The organism is Oceanobacillus halophilus (assembly GCF_003628505.1).
Taxonomy (GTDB): Bacteria; Bacillota; Bacilli; order Bacillales; family Amphibacillaceae; genus Oceanobacillus; species Oceanobacillus halophilus.
Map to the genome: position 1 here is coordinate 70,198 of NZ_RBZP01000002.1, position 16,697 is coordinate 86,894.

Annotated in this window: 16 protein-coding genes and 1 tRNA gene; 3 read left to right on the top strand and 14 right to left on the bottom strand. The window is 36.2% G+C overall.

The window, feature by feature from the left end:
- Nucleotides 1-12: 12 nt before the first annotated feature.
- From gpmI to D8M06_RS04500, 11 genes are all read right to left on the bottom strand, one after another.
- Nucleotides 13-1,554, bottom strand: coding sequence for a 2,3-bisphosphoglycerate-independent phosphoglycerate mutase (gpmI, locus tag D8M06_RS04450; protein ID WP_121203167.1), 1,542 nt, complete (start codon nt 1,552-1,554; stop codon nt 13-15).
- Nucleotides 1,551-2,309, bottom strand: a complete 759-nt coding sequence (tpiA, locus tag D8M06_RS04455; RefSeq protein WP_121203168.1) for a triose-phosphate isomerase — start codon at nt 2,307-2,309, stop codon at nt 1,551-1,553. The genes gpmI and tpiA overlap by 4 nt, the downstream gene beginning before the upstream one ends.
- A gap of 27 nt (nt 2,310-2,336) precedes the next feature.
- The gene (locus tag D8M06_RS04460) at nt 2,337-3,518 is read right to left on the bottom strand and encodes a phosphoglycerate kinase (RefSeq protein WP_121203169.1); all 1,182 of its coding nucleotides are present in this window, start codon (nt 3,516-3,518) and stop codon (nt 2,337-2,339) included.
- A 157-nt stretch (nt 3,519-3,675) separates the two neighbouring features.
- The gene (gap, locus tag D8M06_RS04465; protein ID WP_121203170.1) at nt 3,676-4,683 is read right to left on the bottom strand and encodes a type I glyceraldehyde-3-phosphate dehydrogenase; all 1,008 of its coding nucleotides are present in this window, start codon (nt 4,681-4,683) and stop codon (nt 3,676-3,678) included.
- An 87-nt stretch (nt 4,684-4,770) separates the two neighbouring features.
- The gene (locus D8M06_RS04470) at nt 4,771-5,790 is read right to left on the bottom strand and encodes a sugar-binding transcriptional regulator (protein ID WP_121203171.1); all 1,020 of its coding nucleotides are present in this window, start codon (nt 5,788-5,790) and stop codon (nt 4,771-4,773) included.
- A 307-nt stretch (nt 5,791-6,097) separates the two neighbouring features.
- On the bottom strand, nt 6,098-6,355 hold the full coding sequence (locus D8M06_RS04475; protein WP_121203172.1) for a glutaredoxin family protein: 258 nt from the start codon (nt 6,353-6,355) through the stop codon (nt 6,098-6,100).
- Nucleotides 6,356-6,361: 6 nt separating this feature from the next.
- Nucleotides 6,362-7,648 (bottom strand): RNA polymerase factor sigma-54, encoded by a 1,287-nt coding sequence (gene rpoN / locus D8M06_RS04480; RefSeq protein WP_121203173.1) that lies wholly within the window; start codon nt 7,646-7,648, stop codon nt 6,362-6,364.
- Between the two features lie 403 nt (nt 7,649-8,051).
- A complete protein-coding gene (locus tag D8M06_RS04485) occupies nt 8,052-8,978 on the bottom strand; it encodes a fumarylacetoacetate hydrolase family protein (protein ID WP_121203174.1) in 927 nt (308 codons plus the stop codon).
- Between the two features lie 45 nt (nt 8,979-9,023).
- Complete coding sequence (locus D8M06_RS04490) at nt 9,024-11,042, bottom strand: TRAP transporter permease (protein ID WP_121203175.1); 2,019 nt, start codon at nt 11,040-11,042, stop codon at nt 9,024-9,026.
- Nucleotides 11,039-11,512 carry a DUF1850 domain-containing protein gene (locus tag D8M06_RS04495; RefSeq protein ID WP_241558819.1) on the bottom strand — a complete coding sequence of 158 codons (474 nt, stop codon included), beginning with the start codon at nt 11,510-11,512 and terminating at the stop codon, nt 11,039-11,041. The genes D8M06_RS04490 and D8M06_RS04495 overlap by 4 nt, the downstream gene beginning before the upstream one ends.
- On the bottom strand, nt 11,493-12,488 hold the full coding sequence (locus D8M06_RS04500) for a TAXI family TRAP transporter solute-binding subunit (protein ID WP_194074612.1): 996 nt from the start codon (nt 12,486-12,488) through the stop codon (nt 11,493-11,495). Before D8M06_RS04500 ends, D8M06_RS04495 begins: the two co-directional genes overlap by 20 nt.
- Nucleotides 12,489-12,880: 392 nt before the next feature.
- Between D8M06_RS04500 and D8M06_RS04505 the strand changes: the two genes are divergently transcribed.
- Nucleotides 12,881-13,279 carry a FixH family protein gene (locus D8M06_RS04505; protein WP_121203176.1) on the top strand — a complete coding sequence of 133 codons (399 nt, stop codon included), beginning with the start codon at nt 12,881-12,883 and terminating at the stop codon, nt 13,277-13,279.
- A gap of 243 nt (nt 13,280-13,522) precedes the next feature.
- Nucleotides 13,523-14,035, top strand: a complete 513-nt coding sequence (locus D8M06_RS04510) for a shikimate kinase (RefSeq protein WP_121203177.1) — start codon at nt 13,523-13,525, stop codon at nt 14,033-14,035.
- 96 nt (nt 14,036-14,131) lie between these two features.
- Here D8M06_RS04510 and D8M06_RS04515 read toward each other — a convergent pair.
- Nucleotides 14,132-14,207 (bottom strand) — tRNA-Arg (locus D8M06_RS04515).
- Nucleotides 14,208-14,498: 291 nt separating this feature from the next.
- On the opposite strand from D8M06_RS04515, the gene clpP reads away from it, so the two are divergent.
- Nucleotides 14,499-15,086 (top strand): ATP-dependent Clp endopeptidase proteolytic subunit ClpP, encoded by a 588-nt coding sequence (clpP, locus tag D8M06_RS04520; RefSeq protein WP_121203178.1) that lies wholly within the window; start codon nt 14,499-14,501, stop codon nt 15,084-15,086.
- 182 nt (nt 15,087-15,268) lie between these two features.
- Here the strand turns inward: clpP and D8M06_RS04525 are convergent, their stop codons facing one another.
- Together D8M06_RS04525 and whiA are read right to left on the bottom strand one after the other, a co-directional pair.
- A complete protein-coding gene (locus D8M06_RS04525) occupies nt 15,269-15,523 on the bottom strand; it encodes an HPr family phosphocarrier protein (RefSeq protein WP_121203179.1) in 255 nt (84 codons plus the stop codon).
- 198 nt (nt 15,524-15,721) lie between these two features.
- Nucleotides 15,722-16,666 carry a DNA-binding protein WhiA gene (whiA, locus tag D8M06_RS04530; protein ID WP_121203180.1) on the bottom strand — a complete coding sequence of 315 codons (945 nt, stop codon included), beginning with the start codon at nt 16,664-16,666 and terminating at the stop codon, nt 15,722-15,724.
- Between the last annotated feature and the right edge of the window lie 31 nt (nt 16,667-16,697).

Genomic DNA, 16,697 nt, shown 5'->3' on the forward strand with positions numbered 1-16,697 from the left:
TTTAATTTGTTATTATTTTTTAATTAAGGATGTTCCAGTCATTTCTTCTGGTTTGTCTACATCCAATAAGTCAAGTAAGGTAGGCGCTAAATCAGCTAAGATTCCACCATCACGTATTTCAGCATCTTCTTTCGTTACGATAACCGGAACAGGGTTTGTCGTATGAGCTGTCATTGGATTTCCTTCGACAGTTACTACCTCATCAGAATTCCCATGGTCAGCTGTAATAATAGCATTACCGCCTAAATCTTTAATTTTATCCACAACTTTGCCTAAGCACTCATCCACTGCTTCTATTGCTTTGATTGTAGGTTCTAACATTCCGGAATGTCCAACCATATCAGGGTTAGCAAAGTTTAAGATGATTGCGTTAGGACGATCTTCAGAGTCAAGTTCTTCTAGTAACGCGTCCGTTACTTCATAAGCACTCATTTCTGGTTTTAGATCATACGTTGCAACTTTTGGTGAATCAATTAAAATTCGCTTTTCACCTTCAAATTCCTGTTCACGTCCACCACTCATAAAGAATGTAACATGTGGGTATTTTTCGGTCTCAGCAATGCGTAATTGTTTGAGTTTATTTTGTGAAAGTACTTCACCGATTGTATTATCTAAGTTAACTGGTTTGTATGCAACAAAACCATCTACTGATTCACTGAATTCTGTTAACATAACAAAATCTAGATCTTTTGGTACCCCTTCTCCACGGTCAAAATCGCGGAAGTCTTCATTCGCGAATGTACGTGAAATTTGGATAGCACGGTCAGGTCGGAAGTTATAAAATATAATGGAATCATTATCTTGTATTTTTCCAACCGGTTCCCCATTCTCATCTACCATGACAGATGGAATAACGAATTCGTCATGGATACCATTTGAATAAGAGTCCTCAATTACTTCCATCGGCGTACGATAAGTTGGGCCTTCTCCATAAACCATGGAATCATAAGATTTTTTCACACGGTCCCAGCGTTTGTCACGGTCCATGGAATAATAACGGCCTGAAATCGTAGCAAATTGACCTACACCTAATTCTTTCATTTTTTCTTCTGTTTGTTTAATATATTTCTCTGCTGTAGTTGGCCCAACATCACGACCGTCTAAGAATCCATGAACATAGACTTTTTCCAGTCCTTGGTCACTTGCTAATTTTAATAAAGCAAATAAATGTTCAATGTGACTATGAACACCACCATCAGACAACAGACCAAATAAATGAAGGGCACGGTTATTATCTTTTGCATGTTGAATGGATTTTAGAAATGCGCCTTTTTGGTAAAAGTCGCCTTCTTTAATCGATAAATTAACACGTGTCAAACTTTGATAGACAATACGGCCTGCACCAATATTTAAATGTCCAACTTCAGAATTTCCCATTTGTCCTTCGGGTAAACCAACTGCCTCACCACTTGCAGTTAATTGATTGTGAGCAAATGTATTCCAGTAACGATCAAAGTTTGGTTTTTTCGCTTGGGCTACCGCATTACCAAACTCTTCGTCACGAAAAGCAAAACCATCTAAGATAATTAATGCAGCTAACTTGTTATCACTCATTTTGTACCTGCCTCCACAAGTTGTAGGAAGGAATCAGCTTCAAGGCTTGCGCCACCAACTAAGGCACCATCAATGTCAGACTGAGCTAGTAACTCATCTACATTAGCAGGTTTCACACTACCACCGTACTGAATAACAACTTGTTCTGCAGTTTCTTCAGATGTTACTTCTTTAACAACATTACGAATATGTGTACAAACTTCATTAGCTTGTTCACTTGTTGCAGTTTTACCAGTTCCAATTGCCCAGATTGGTTCATATGCAATAATCGTTTTTGCTACTTGATCAGCAGAAAGACCATTTAGGGCTTTTTTCACTTGGTCTTCAACAAGGCTCATTGTTTCATTCGCTTCACGCTGTTCTAATGTTTCACCAACACAAACGATTGGTGTTAAATCGTGTTGGAATGCAGCGTGTGTCTTTTTATTTACTGTTTCATCTGTTTCAGCAAATAATTCACGACGTTCAGAGTGACCAAGAACAACGTGTGATACACCTAAATCTTTTAACATAACTGGACTTACCTCACCAGTGAATGCTCCACTCTCTTCAAAGTGCATGTTTTGTGCTGCAATCTTCACTTGTGAACCTTGTGATCTTTCAACAAGAGAAGCTAAAAACGGATATGGCGCACAAACAATTGCTTCAACTTTATCACTTTTCGGAGCTTTTTCTTTTACTTCATCTACAAAACTGTTTGCTTCTGATAACACTTTATTCATTTTCCAGTTACCAGCAATTACTTTCTTGCGCATCGTCTCACCTCTATTTAATGATTAATCTTACTTTTCGTTTAATGCTGCTACACCAGGAAGTACTTTTCCTTCCATGAATTCTAAGGATGCACCGCCACCCGTTGAAACATGATCCATTTTTTCAGCTAAACCAAATTTTTCTACAGCAGCAGCGGAATCTCCACCACCAATAATCGTGTATCCTTCTGTAGTTGCTAAAGCTTCAGCCACTGCTTTCGTTCCATTAGCAAATGCGTTTAGTTCGAATACACCCATTGGTCCATTCCAAATAACTAGTTTGGATTCTGACACAATCTTGCTGTATGTTTCACGAGTTTTCGGTCCAATATCTAAAGCTTCCCAGTCAGCAGGAATCTCTTCGATGGATACTTCCTTTTTATTCGCATCTTCAGAGAAGTCATCTGCAACTACCACATCTTCTGGAAGGACGAAGTTTACGCCTTTTTCTTCAGCTTTTTTCATAAATTCTTTTGCTAAATCAATTTTATCTTCTTCTAAAAGTGATTTACCAACTTCATGACCTTGTGCTTTCACAAAGGTGTAAGCAAGTCCACCGCCAACGATAAGGTTGTCTACTTTGTCTAATAGGTTGTCAATTACATTGATTTTATCTTTAACTTTAGCTCCACCAATAATAGCTGTGAATGGACGCTCAGGATTTTCTAATGCTTTTCCTATGACTGCAATTTCTTTCTCCATTAAATATCCAGCAGCTGCAGGTAATTTTTCGGCAACCCCGGTTGTGGAAGCATGGGCACGGTGTGCGGCACCAAATGCATCATTCACATAAAGGTCTGCCATGTCAGCGAACGCTTGAGCAAGTTCAGGGTCATTCTTTTCCTCTCCTGCTTCAAAACGAACATTTTCAATAAGCAATAAATCTCCATCGTTTAAACCATCTATTGCTTCGTTTACTTCTTGTCCGTAAACTGCATCGGTTTTCACTACTTCTTTGCCGCTTAGTTCACTTAAACGTTTAGCAACAGGGTCTAATCGTAGTTCTTCTACCACTTGACCTTTAGGACGACCAAGGTGACTGGATAGAATTACTTTTGCTCCTGCATCAGATAAGTGTTTAATAGTAGGCAATGCTGCTTTAATCCGTGTATCGTCTGTTACCTCTCCGTCTTTCATAGGTACGTTAAAATCAACACGACAAAATACTTTTTTCCCTTTTACTTCAAGGTCTTTAAGTGTTTTTTTATTCAATGTACAGCCTCCTATAATTTTATGTAAATGAATGTATCATTTAGGGTCTGCTATTAATAACATCCTTATCCATTATATACCAAACCCAGGCAAGATTTTGTTTAAAAGTAAAAGGGAGAGGAGCTTGCTCCTCCCCCTTAGGTTTGATGTTTTTTTCTTATAGACCTTTTTCAGCCATGAATACAGCTAAGTCTACACAACGAGTAGAGTAACCCATTTCGTTATCATACCAAGAAACAACTTTAACCATGTTACCTTCCATAACCATTGTGGATAAACCATCAACGATAGAAGAATGAGTGTTTCCAACGATATCTCTAGATACTAATGGAGCTTCACTATATTCTAAAACGCCTTTTAATGGACCTTGAGCAGCTTCTCTGAACGCATTGTTGATATCTTCAACTGTTGCATCTTTATCAAGTTCTGCTACTAAGTCGGTTAATGAACCATCTGGAGTTGGAACACGAACAGCCATACCATTAAGTTTACCCTGTAATTCTGGTAGTACTAGACTTACTGCTTTTGCAGCACCAGTAGTTGTTGGGATAATATTTTCTGCAGCTGCACGCGCACGACGATAATCTTTATGTGGCAAATCAAGAATTTGTTGATCATTTGTATAAGAATGGATAGTTGTCATTAATCCACGTTTAATTCCGAATGTATCGTTAAGTACTTTAGCGAAAGGTGCTAAACAGTTTGTTGTACAAGATGCATTGGATACAATGTTGTGTTGACTAGCGTCATATTCATCATGGTTAACACCCATAACGATTGTTAAATCTTCGTTTTTAGCAGGCGCAGAGATAATTACTTTTTTAGCTCCAGCTTCGATATGTTTTTGTGCATCTTCTCCACTAGTAAAACGACCAGTAGATTCAATAACGATATCTACACCAAGATCTCCCCAACCTAATTGTGCAGGGTCACGTTCTGAAAGTACTTGGAACTCTTTACCGCCAACTGCGATATTTGTACCATTTACAGTTACTTCTTCTTCTAAAACACCATGAACAGAATCATATTTTAAAAGGTGTGCTAACATATTTGCATCAGTTAGGTCATTAACTGCAACGATCTCTACTTGATCATTTTTTAAAGCTTGACGAAATACATTACGTCCAATTCTTCCAAAACCATTAATACCTACTTTTACTGCCATTAAATATTCCTCCTAGAAAGTTTATTTATATATGATGCTCAAAAGGTAAGATACCTTGAACATACATTGTTATTAAAAGAAGATAGATTATCCTCTTAAAATCTGTTTTGCAGCTGCTTCATCTGTAATCAATAAATCACTTTTCCCTTGTTTGAAATAAGATTCAATTGCTTCTGCCTTTGATTTACCTCCTGCAACAGCTATAACATGTTCAATAGATGCTAAATCCTCAAGCTGAAGACCCACGGTTCGAACTTTGTGTACAATATTTCCGTGATCATCAAAGTAATACCCAAATGCTTCACTTGCTGCATGATGCATCTCTAGTTTTTTCATGGTTTCCTCTGATGTTTTCCTTCGTTTTGCCATTGTTTTAGCATCGCCAATTCCATGAATAACAATGTTGGAATTAGTAATTTGTCCGAGTATTTCTTTAATCATTGGTTCATTAATCAGCGTATGGTAAGCAGACTCACTAATAGGATCTGGAACATAAAGCAGTCGGTATTCACCATTTGCTTTTTTGGCCATTTCCGATACAATTCTACTCGCTTGATTTTCTGCTTCTTCACCAACTCCGCCTCTTGCAGGAACAAACAGGCAATCATTATCATTATTCAAAGGAGACATGACTTCTGCAATAGCAGCCATCGTTGTTCCACCAGTTACAGCAATTACTGAATGGTCTTTGACAATTTGTTGAAGGTAAGCCACACAAGCTTTGCCCATTTCCTGTTTTACCCATTCATACTCATCACTATTCCCTGGAACAATAATAACGTTTCTTACTTTTAACTTTTCCCGAATTTGCTTTTCTAAAACAGATAATCCGACAATTTCTCTCATCATGTCAGATAATTGTTCAAGAACTAATGTACCCTCTTTTGAAATATACATACCCTTCGATGTAATATCAATGAGGCCCTGCTTATGTAAAAAGTCTATTTCACTTCGCACATGTCTTTCGGTTAAACTTAACTTCTCAGCTAACCCTCTTCTTCCAATTGGTTCAAAGTTCGCTACACTTTGCAAAATGAAATAACGTTGCTGCATCACTTTCAAAATATCGGGTACTATTTTTTTTTGCAAGTCGGTTAAAGTTCTCATAAAAATCCCTTCCTAACTGGTCACAATATGTCCCGTATGGTTGTATTATGTCCCAGCCATAAATTATTATAACATAACTACTAGAATAAACAAATATAACAAGCGAAATAAATGTGAAATTTTGGTTAAGATGAGAATGAAGATGTGAAAGGAGTAAGTGATTTACTGAGGGATTTTGGACTAGTAGATCTTATTAGGCTTAGAATTGTTGATTTCTGACGGGTGGGTTCATTAATATATGGCGCGCGTTCGATGGTATCCTCTGCATATGCGTCGATACAAATCTCCGCATAAAAAAGAGAAGATTTTAGTCACCAATCTTCTCGGACTGTTCTTTTAAAAATTCTTCTACTGCATCGTAGTTAATTTCCTCGCAGTTTAATTGCTTTCCATTCACTTCGATAACGGGGATTAATAATTGATACTCTACTAGCCAATCTTCATTGGTGTATATATCTCTCATTTCTATTTCATGGGGATAGTCATATTTAAATAATGATAATAATGCTTCAGCATCGTCACATAATGAACAATTTTCTTTTGTATAAAACTTTACTTTCAGCATGATGATTTATTTTCTCCTTCTTTTCATAGATGATGGAATTTGTAATTGTTCACGATATTTCATAACCGTCCTTCGAGCTATCTTAATACCGAATTCTTCTTCCAATATGTTTCTTAAAACTTGATCAGATAATGGTTTGCTTTTTTCTTCCTTATCAATCAATTGAATCAAAAGATGTTTAATAGCAATTGATGCCGTTCCCTTCCCATTACTTTGTCTTGCTCCTGACTGAAGAAAAAACTTAATTGGCAAAACGCCATGTGGTGTTTGAACATATTTTTGATTAATTGCTCGGCTGACTGTTGATATATGTATAGCTAAATCGTTGGCAATTTCCCTCAATGTTAATGGTTGGAGCATTACCACTCCTTCTTCAAAAAAAGCATATTGTTTTTCAACGATTATTTGGATGATGCTTTCCAGGGTATTCGAGCGGAAACCAATCGCTTGCTTTAGTAAATCAACTTGTTTATATTTTTCTTTTAAAAATGCTGTTGCGTCTTTTCCTATCTCTGTTAACTTCTCATACTCCGTATTTAGTCGAATGGTTGGTGATGCCCATTTATAGAATTTTATTTTCCAGGCTCCGTCTTCCTTATAGATAGATGCTTCTGGGATAATATATTCAGGTGGTTCCGTATCTAAAAGTTGACCTGGCTTTGGATGGCAAAGTTTGATATGGTCAATTACTTCTTCAGCAATGGCAGTTGTCGTTTGATAGTGTTCGGCAATAGATACTGCATCTTCTTCAGCAATCCATTCTAAATGGCTTTCAAATAAATCCTCTGCAAATGAATAATGAATCCCCATTTCCTTTAATTGCAGCAAGATACATTCGGTAAGTGTTCTTGCACCAATACCAGTTGGTTCTAAGGCTTGAATCACATGTAAAGCTTCCTCTACTGTTTCTACTGATGTACGACAATCCTCTGCCCAAACATCTCGTTCTACCTCGAGGTAACCGTCTTCATTTAATGAGTCAATTCCATAATCAATCACGTGGCGCAATTTTTTATCAAACTTTATTGATATTAATTGTTTTTTCAATTGCTCATACATCGTTTGTTCTGCTGAGTTGATTTCACCTATAGCAGGTTGTGTAGAATGAGTACGATGATATTTTTCCCAATCATAGTCATAGTTCACCTCTTCTATTAGAGGGTTTTCCTTGGAAATCTGATTAATATATTCTGCCAATTCCAGACTAGAAAATTGAAGAATATTAATGGACTGCATTAGGGATTGGTTCATTTTCCACTGCAACGTTTGCTGTTGTATAAGTTTTGGTTTCATGGTTGCACTACAGGCCCCCCCTTAGTTACAACTTCGGAACAGGAATATTTATTTCAATCTACCTTTATTCATATTTTGCCACTAATTCCTTATAAAGTCACTTAGTTATGATAAAATTTAGAAAGAAAACTCAAGAAATATCTTGAATGACAAAGAAAGGGCTAGGTGTTTTTCCTAATCCTTTTTCCACTTTCACATAAACTATTTGGTTCTCTTTCACTTTAAGCTCTTTTCATATAGTTTGTTGCTTTTTATAGTTTTATAGTTGATAGAATCCTCGGATATATTTAATCAAAAATAGTGTAGCTCTCGCTTACACTCATTAATGTTCTGTTCTACCATTCGCTACGACAGAATACTTCACTTTCCGCGGGTACGGCCTCAGCCCCCTCGGAAGAAAGCCTTACTTTTTAACCACTTTATTTTCCATTCTACCAACACCATCAATCTCTACTGTTACGACATCCCCATCTTTCAAGAATTGCGGTGGATTCATTGCTACTCCAACTCCATTTGGTGTCCCTGTTAAGATGATATCTCCAGGTTTAAGAGTAATCGTTTTTGAAATATATTCGATTAGAAAAGGAATATCAAAAATTAATAAGCTAGTATTGGAAGACTGACGCTCTTCTCCATTTACAAAAGAACGAACGGAAAGGTTAGCAGGATTTTCCACTTCATCCTTTGTTACTACATAAGGTCCTATCGGGGTGCTCTTGTCTAATGTCTTCCCTTGCAACCACTGCTGGGTTCTCCTTTGCAAGTCTCTTGCAGATATATCATTACCAATCGTATATCCTGCAATATAATCATAGGCATTCTCCCGACTCACTTTAGAAGTTTCTTTTCCAATCACAATACCAAGTTCCACTTCATAATCCAGCTTACTAGTTGAACCTGATTTCACTATATTGTCTTCCGGCCCAATGATTGCATTATCAAACTTTGCGAATAAAACCGGAAAATCAGGAATATCACTTTCCATCTCCGCAGCGTGATCGGCATAGTTCTTTCCTACGCATATTATTTTACCTGGATTGGATATAGGTGTCCCTATAAGAACCTCATTTCTTTGGTAACCAGCTAGTTCGCTATCCAATGCATAACCATATGCACTGCTAGCTTTTTCAAAAAGCAAGGACCCTAAAGAAAAATACGTGTTAGGATTAGAAGGAAGCAGTCTCTCCACATCATTTGCTAGGTCTCGTTTTCCATTAGCAAACAAATACCGTTGATAAGCATGTTGCACATCTACAATCTTATCGTTATGTAAAAAACCAATTCGATAGGAACCCAAATTTCCTTTTAATCGATAACTTACTAATTTCATTTCTCTCACCTTCCCATTAATTATTCAGCAAGCTAAGCACTATGCCTAGCTTGCGGATTCTGTAGACATTTTTTTATTATCTTTTTTGTTTTTTAAATAGTTCATGGCAAAAATCACAAGAACAACCAATAATCCTATAATATCGGTGGTTGTTTCTGGTATTATCAACAGTAACGATCCAGCCCCAAGTATTAAGCGCATGAACACCTTTACTTCAGCTTTAAAGAACCCTTCCAGAGATGCTGCTAGACCGATGACACCTATTATGGATGTGAGGACAATTAATACGATTTCCATCACATCAGGCATTGGAAACTCAGTAGCATTTACTGGTAGCCCATTCGGGTCGATTAACAACATTGCTGGATTATAAACAAACAAGTATGGAATGATGAATCCAGCTAATGCAAGTCTTAACGCGATAAAACCTGTTTTCATAGGATTTCCACCTGAAATACCAGCTCCTGCAAAGGCAGCGAGAGCAACTGGTGGCGTAATATTTGCGAAAATACCAAAATAGAAAACAAATAAATGTGCTACCAGTACTGGTACACCAAACTCCGCTAAAGCAGGTGCAGTCATTGTTGCAGTAATAATATAAGCCGGAATTGATGGTAGCCCCATTCCTAAAATAATAGATGCTATCATCGTTAAGAATAACGTAAAGAATAGTGATCCAGATCCAAGGCTTGTAATAGCAGAAGTCATGACTGTACCAAAGCTTGTTAAACTTACGACACCAATAATAATGCCTACAACTGCACAGGCAATCATTACAGACAGTGACTGTCTTGCACCATTTTCCATCGCTTCCAAAATATCCTTTATAGACATTCTCGTTGTTTTTCTAAAGGAGGCAACAATCACCGTAAGGATAATCGTATAAAAGGCGGCAAAACCGATTGGAATATTCATAAATAACATTATCACTAGACCAAAGATTGGCAGTAATAAATGCCCTCTTTCTTTTATCACTTCTTTAACACGAGGTAAATCGGCTTTTGGTATTCCTTTGAGATTCCTTCTTCCCGCACGAAAATGAACTTGCATAATAACCGCCAGAAAATACAGTACAGCTGGTAATAGGGCAGCTAAAGCAATCGTTCCATAAGCAATTCCTGTTGTCTCAGCCATAATAAATGCACTAGCCCCCATTATCGGTGGTAAAATCTGTCCACCAATAGAAGCACTTGCTTCAACAGCTCCAGCGAAATTCTTTTGATAGCCAATTTTCTTCATTAACGGGATTGTAAAAGCGCCCGTACCAACAACATTTGCCACTGCCGCACCATTAATACTCCCCATAAATCCACTAGAAATTACGGCTACTTTAGCTGGTCCACCTTGCTTGCTTCCTGCTAACGCCATTGCTAAATCATTGAATAATTGTCCCATACCAGATTTTGAAAGAAATGCACCAAATAAAATAAATAGGAAGATAAATTGTACCGAGGCACCTATAGCAGTAGAGAATAACCCTTCTGTCTTTAGATAAAGCTGCCCAAAAATATCTCCTAGATCAAATGGTCTGGTCATTAGCATATTAGGCAACCATGTCATATGACTAAAAAATGGGTAAGATAAGAAAATTAATGCTAGGATTGGTAAGATAATCCCAGTTACTCGACGAGCTGCTTCTAAAACAAGTATTACGGTTACAATCGCTGCAATGATGTCCATAGTATTCGGGATTCCGCCACGGGTCGTAACGATTGCGCTATACTCCATAAAAAGATAAGCACTTGTTAATATACTTAATAGAAACAATATCCAATCATAGAAAGGAATCTTTGATTTATCTTGCTTTTTAACTACTGGATAAAGAAGAAATATTAGCGCCATACCAAAAGACATGTGAATAGACCTTTGCAATAATGCAGGTATTGGGTTATACGTTACATACAAATGGTATGCAGAATATGCTATTGCTAAGACTGAAATGATGATAGCAATTTTACGGTTCTTTAATTTTCGAACATTCGACTCCGTATCGAATTTTTCTAATACCTTCTTTGATACATCTTCTGTTACAGTAAGGTTCGTATCTTGTTTATCTTCTCTCATAAAGACTCCCCTCCCATGTACTCCCAAAAGTGCAGATATTGTACGGATATCAAGACACTTTCATAGTCTTCTGTAAACTCATATAACAGAAGATTTTTTCCCCCGGATTCAATAGTCGTATGCGCATTTTCAGAAACTGTTAAATTCATTTCAGGGAAAGATTTATCTACTCTCATCGTTACATAACCATCCTCTGTTCTTACTTCGTCTGCACTAGATGGGACTCCAGCTCCAAAAGTCTTAAAAGAGGTCTTTGTTAGTAGAAGTTCTTGCCCTTGTCGTTCATACCATTCAATCCATTCTTCTTTTTCAACTGAATGGATCCACTTCAGGCGAAAATTATCTTTTTTTAAATAATAGATACTTTCACCGAAGTCTAATTGAATAACAGGTATTTTATAAAAAAGGAAAAAAAGGAGCACGATTAAACCTGCGCTCCATTTCCATCCCTTACTCACCATTTTGTTCATTGTAGTAACGTTCTGCCCCTGGATGTAAAGGTGCTACTAGACCTTCTTGCGCTGCTTCTAGTGAGATATCCGTTGCAGCTTGATGAGAATTGCCTAATGCATCAAGATTTTCAAAGAATGTCTTCGTTAATTTATAGACATCATCTTCAGTCATATCTGCATGAACAATAAGAGCGTTCATAATCGCAGCTGTAGGAACTGGTTCTGCATTCCCATACGTATCAGCAGGAATTTCTAAAGCTACAAAATAAGATTCATCTTGTGCAATTTCTTCTACATTTTCTGGGTCAATAGATACCATACGAATATCCAATGTTTCGGATAGTTCTAATAGAGATGCATTTGGCAAGCCACTTGTTAAGAATGCGGCATCTAACTGTCCTGCACGCAGGCCATCAGCTGCTTCTGCATATCCTAGGTAATCTACATCAATATCATCATATGTGATTCCATGTCCTTCCAGTAATGTACGTGCATTAACTTCTACCCCAGAGTTTTGGTCCCCTACCGCAACTCGCTTACCTACTAAATCTTCTATGGTTTCAATCTCTGTTTCCTCAGTGGTAACTATTTGCACGTAGTTTGGATATAGTGCTGCTATTTGATTCACTTTCTCAATAGGAGCATCAAAACTAATAGAGCCTTCAACTGCTTGACTAACAACATCACTCATTGTAAAAGCCATTTCTACTTTATCCTGGTCAATTAAGTTTACATTTTCAACAGAAGCTCCAGTTGTTTGTGTTCTAGAGTTCACACCAAATTCTGAACTGTATGTTTCTGCCAACGTTGTTGCGATGATATTGTATGGACCTGAAGATCCACCAGTGGCAATTGTAACGATATTGGTGTCTAAGCCTTCTCCGTTATTGGCTTCCCCTTCAACTTCTCCCCCATCAGAAGAACTTTCACTTCCACATGCTACCAGTATAAAACCCAAAAACAACACCATAAGAACCATACTTAATTTCTTCATCTAAATCCCCCCTATTTTATTTAAAGAAAAAAGTAGAAAAACTAACGTTAAATATTTAAACGCTTTCATGATAATATTATTAATTATTAGTACAATTGTCAATAATTTAATTTTGTTTAGAATTTAACAAGTGTCTGTTTTTTCTATAAGTTTTGTTTTTGTACTGAAATTGTTACTATTTACCGTTTATATCGCAGCTTGTATAGATTGTTGATTTCTTTAATTCAGCGTAGTTTCGACATACTTAAAATAAGCATAATTTACGAAAAAAGCCCGTTAGTAACACTGCCTTTCTTCCAATTGTTCAAGAAACTTTCATTTATTCCTGAATAATTAGTGCTATACTTTGGATAGATTATTTAAATACAAAGAACTTGGGGGTGAAGGAAAACATGAAAAAAAATAAATTCTTACTAGTATCTCTTGTAAGTATAATGGTAGTAACATTAATTGCATGTAATGGTGATACAAATAATGAAACGGAAGAATTGAAGGAGCTTATCGTTGACTTTCAATTACCAGAATCAGTATCGGCTGGTGAGACTATCGAATTAAAAGCCGTTGTAACATATGGGGATGAAATAGTTGAAGATGCTGATGAGGTCACATTCGAAATTTGGGAGCAAGATGATGAAGAGAATAGTATAAAAATAGAAGCAAATAATAACGGAGATGGCAGTTACACTGCAGAAACGACTTTTGATACGGAAGGTACATACGAGATGTACGCACACACAACAGCACGTGATTTGCATACCATGCCATTAGAATCTATTGAAGTGACAGAGTAATAATATAGAAGTTAGAAAATAGCCCTTTCCAATATAAAGGCAAACCAAAATCCGAACTTTTCATTAAATGATGAAGTTCGGATTTCACTTTGATTAAAACACTTATGTCTTCTCATTACCTTTTATTTTTGGCTATTTCTAAGAAACTGTTTCGATTGTACAAAAAGAGCCTTATTTTTACAAACTCAGAAAGATAGATTATACTAACACGTAAATAATAATTTACAGAGAGGCTTGTTTTGGATGGTGAAAAAAAGTATTGTGCTCATTGGTTTTATGGGAGTTGGGAAAACTACTGTCGGCAAAGAGATTGCTAGAAAGCTAAACCGCAATTTTGTAGATATTGATCATGTTATCGAACGAGAATTTAACATGCCCACAACGGAAATCTTTAAGGAATACGGGGAAGAAACCTTTCGCAAAAAAGAAAAGGAGTTAATCAAGCGTTACACACAGCATAGAAAACTAGTAATTTCTGTTGGTGGCGGAGCATTCTTACAAGAGGAAGTAAAATATCTTTGTTTATCCTCTGCAGTTGTTGTCTTCCTTAATATATCTTGGGACACATGGAAAGACCGTATTTATTTCCTAACACGCACAAGACCAAATTTACAAGGTAAATCAATAGAAGAAATCAAACAATTATTTATTGAAAGACAGCCTATATATAAAGACCATCATATTAAAATTGATACAGATAATCTTAACATTGGTGAAGCAGCATATAAAGTTATTAATGCATTGGGGACTATATAATAAAAGGCATTATTAAAAAATAAAAAAAGCCTACTAAAAAGACAAGGAAAACCTTTCTGAAAAGGAGTCCTTGTCTTTGCTTTATGATTATAATGACGCGCCCAGAGGGATTCGAACCCCCGGCAAACCTGGTACCGGAAACCAGTGCTCTATCCAGCTGAGCTATGGGCGCAAAATTAATTTATAAAATTGACACATAGATTATTATAACGAAATCCCTCATAAAATACAAGTACTTTCGTTATCTACTTATTTATTTTGCACATCACGGAAAAATACTTAAACGCACTTCTCCCCCACATCATCCAACAAATTCTAAGGTTTATTCTAAAAGATATTGGGTATGATGGAATATGTATCCATTTGACGAATGTTTTTGTTTGACCTTCATTGACCTTTAAGCTATCATAGAATTAGAATCAATATATGGATAATATTTGATTGATAAAAGGGAGGATTTACTATGAATTTAGTGCCAACAGTCATTGAACAAACCAATCGTGGTGAGCGTGCATATGATATTTATTCACGCCTTCTAAAAGACCGTATTATTTTGCTAGGAAGTGCAATCGATGATAATGTTGCAAACTCAATCGTTGCTCAATTACTTTTCTTAGAAGCAGAAGATCCTGAAAAAGATATTTCACTATACATTAACTCACCTGGTGGATCCATAACAGCTGGTATGGCTATTTATGACACCATGAACTTTATTAAATCTGATGTTTCTACCATCTGTATTGGTATGGCAGCATCTATGGGATCATTTTTACTAGCTGCAGGTGAAAAAGGAAAACGGTTTGCATTACCTAATAGTGAAATTATGATTCACCAACCACTAGGTGGAGCACAAGGTCAAGCAACTGATATTGAAATTCATGCAAAACGTATTATTGAGATTAAAAAACGTATGAATGAAATTCTAGCTGAAAAAACTGGTCAACCACTAGAAGTGATTGAACGTGATACGGAGCGAGACAACTTTATGACTGCTCAACAGTCAGCTGAATATGGTCTAATTGACAAAATTTTAGAACGTAAAGATGTTTAAAGAGGAACGATAACTATAGAAATCCCATTCATAAATAATATGAATGGGATTTTTATTTCTATATTTGAAAAAGTTCTTCCGTACCTTTGCACTAATATAACTACCGCAGAAGTTAAATGCTTGTTTTCACTTAAAAAAAATCATATTTTAAATGGGAAAATTAACAGAACCTTACCTCAGTCCTACCCCTTTTTAACGAAAGAAGTTAAATAGCTTATTGCTTCTTCTTCGTCAGGACCATCTGCAACTAACATGACCTCTTCACCACTAGCAATTGCTAAGCTCATTAATCCCATAATACTTTTTGCATTCACTTTCTTTCCATCTTTTTCAAGAAATAAATGTGATGAATAGCGGTTTGCCTCCTGAACAAATTGAGCTGCCGGCCTTGCTTGCAGACCTGTTTCTAACTCAACTTTCACTAATCTTTCTATCAATCTCCTCATCCTCCCGTTTAAGAAAACGCTATCAAATTTATAATTGTCGACCCCCATTACTCTATTATATAGAGACTGGGGGACTTTTTCCATTTTATTGAAGAACTTTTTGTTTCATTGCAAAAAATAGGGATTTCCTATTAAACAGTAAATCTTTTAAATTATCTGTATTATATCACGAAATATTTTAAAAGGGAATTATTGTATAACTTCCCCATGTTTAATTTTTTCTGCAAACTCGTCTATTTTTTTCAAACGATGATTCACACCTGATTTTGAAATTTTTCCACCTGATACCAATTCTCCTAATTCTTTCAAAGAGATTTCTTGATGTTGTATTCGCAATTGAGCAATTTCCTGCAGTTTTTCCGGGAGCTTATCCAAACCAACTGTACTTTCTATTAGTTTAATATTCTCTATTTGTCGGAAAGCAGCTCCAATTGTCTTATTCAAGTTAGCTGTCTCACAGTTAACCAAGCGGTTGACAGAATTTCTCATATCTCGAACAATCCGTACATCTTCAAATTTAAATAATGCATTGTGAGCACCTATTATGTTTAAAAACTTTGTAATCATCTCTGCTTCTTTAATGTACACAATATATCCCTTTTTCCTTTCATGTGTACGGGCATGAAGACCAAAAGAATTGATTAAATCGCATAGTGCTTCATTATGTTCCTCATAAGCGTTAAATATTTCTAAATGATAGGAAGACGTTTCTGGATTATTAATAGACCCTCCTGCTAAAAAAGCACCACGTAAATATGCTCTATTACAGCAAGACTTAGATAGGAATTTTTCTGATATCGTCCGTACCACGGTATAAGCGTCTTTAATAATACCTAGTTCCGTTAAAAGTTCTCGAACATTTTTCTTTAATCGCACAATATAAACATTGTTTTTCTTCAATTTCATTTTTTTCCGTACTAACAATTCAACCGGATGATCATAATTAAGTTTAATTAACGTATAAATTCGTCTGGCAATAGCTGCGTTTTCGGTTTGTACATCAAGATTGTACTGCAGTCTGTTAATAGATATAACACCATTCATCCTAATTAAAGCAGCAAGTTCAGCAAATTTACAGCATTCATCAACTTCCAAAGAAGTTAATTCTTTTTTTATTTCTGAAGCAAAAGACATTCTCACACTCCCCCTTCCTCTAATTATTAAG

Bases quoted from the DNA above. Each gene is read 5' to 3' on its own strand.
- gpmI (WP_121203167.1), bottom strand. From the start codon at position 1,554: ATGAGTGATAACAAGTTAGCTGCATTAATTATCTTAGATGGTTTTGCT.
- tpiA (WP_121203168.1), bottom strand. From the start codon at position 2,309: ATGCGCAAGAAAGTAATTGCTGGTAACTGGAAAATGAATAAAGTGTTA.
- gap (WP_121203170.1), bottom strand. From the start codon at position 4,683: ATGGCAGTAAAAGTAGGTATTAATGGTTTTGGAAGAATTGGACGTAAT.
- D8M06_RS04470 (WP_121203171.1), bottom strand. From the start codon at position 5,790: ATGAGAACTTTAACCGACTTGCAAAAAAAAATAGTACCCGATATTTTG.
- D8M06_RS04475 (WP_121203172.1), bottom strand. From the start codon at position 6,355: ATGCTGAAAGTAAAGTTTTATACAAAAGAAAATTGTTCATTATGTGAC.
- rpoN (WP_121203173.1), bottom strand. From the start codon at position 7,648: ATGAAACCAAAACTTATACAACAGCAAACGTTGCAGTGGAAAATGAAC.
- D8M06_RS04485 (WP_121203174.1), bottom strand. From the start codon at position 8,978: ATGAAATTAGTAAGTTATCGATTAAAAGGAAATTTGGGTTCCTATCGA.
- D8M06_RS04490 (WP_121203175.1), bottom strand. From the start codon at position 11,042: ATGAGAGAAGATAAACAAGATACGAACCTTACTGTAACAGAAGATGTA.
- D8M06_RS04495 (WP_241558819.1), bottom strand. From the start codon at position 11,512: ATGAACAAAATGGTGAGTAAGGGATGGAAATGGAGCGCAGGTTTAATC.
- D8M06_RS04500 (WP_194074612.1), bottom strand. From the start codon at position 12,488: ATGAAGAAATTAAGTATGGTTCTTATGGTGTTGTTTTTGGGTTTTATA.
- D8M06_RS04505 (WP_121203176.1), top strand. From the start codon at position 12,881: ATGAAAAAAAATAAATTCTTACTAGTATCTCTTGTAAGTATAATGGTA.
- D8M06_RS04510 (WP_121203177.1), top strand. From the start codon at position 13,523: ATGGTGAAAAAAAGTATTGTGCTCATTGGTTTTATGGGAGTTGGGAAA.
- clpP (WP_121203178.1), top strand. From the start codon at position 14,499: ATGAATTTAGTGCCAACAGTCATTGAACAAACCAATCGTGGTGAGCGT.
- whiA (WP_121203180.1), bottom strand. From the start codon at position 16,666: ATGTCTTTTGCTTCAGAAATAAAAAAAGAATTAACTTCTTTGGAAGTT.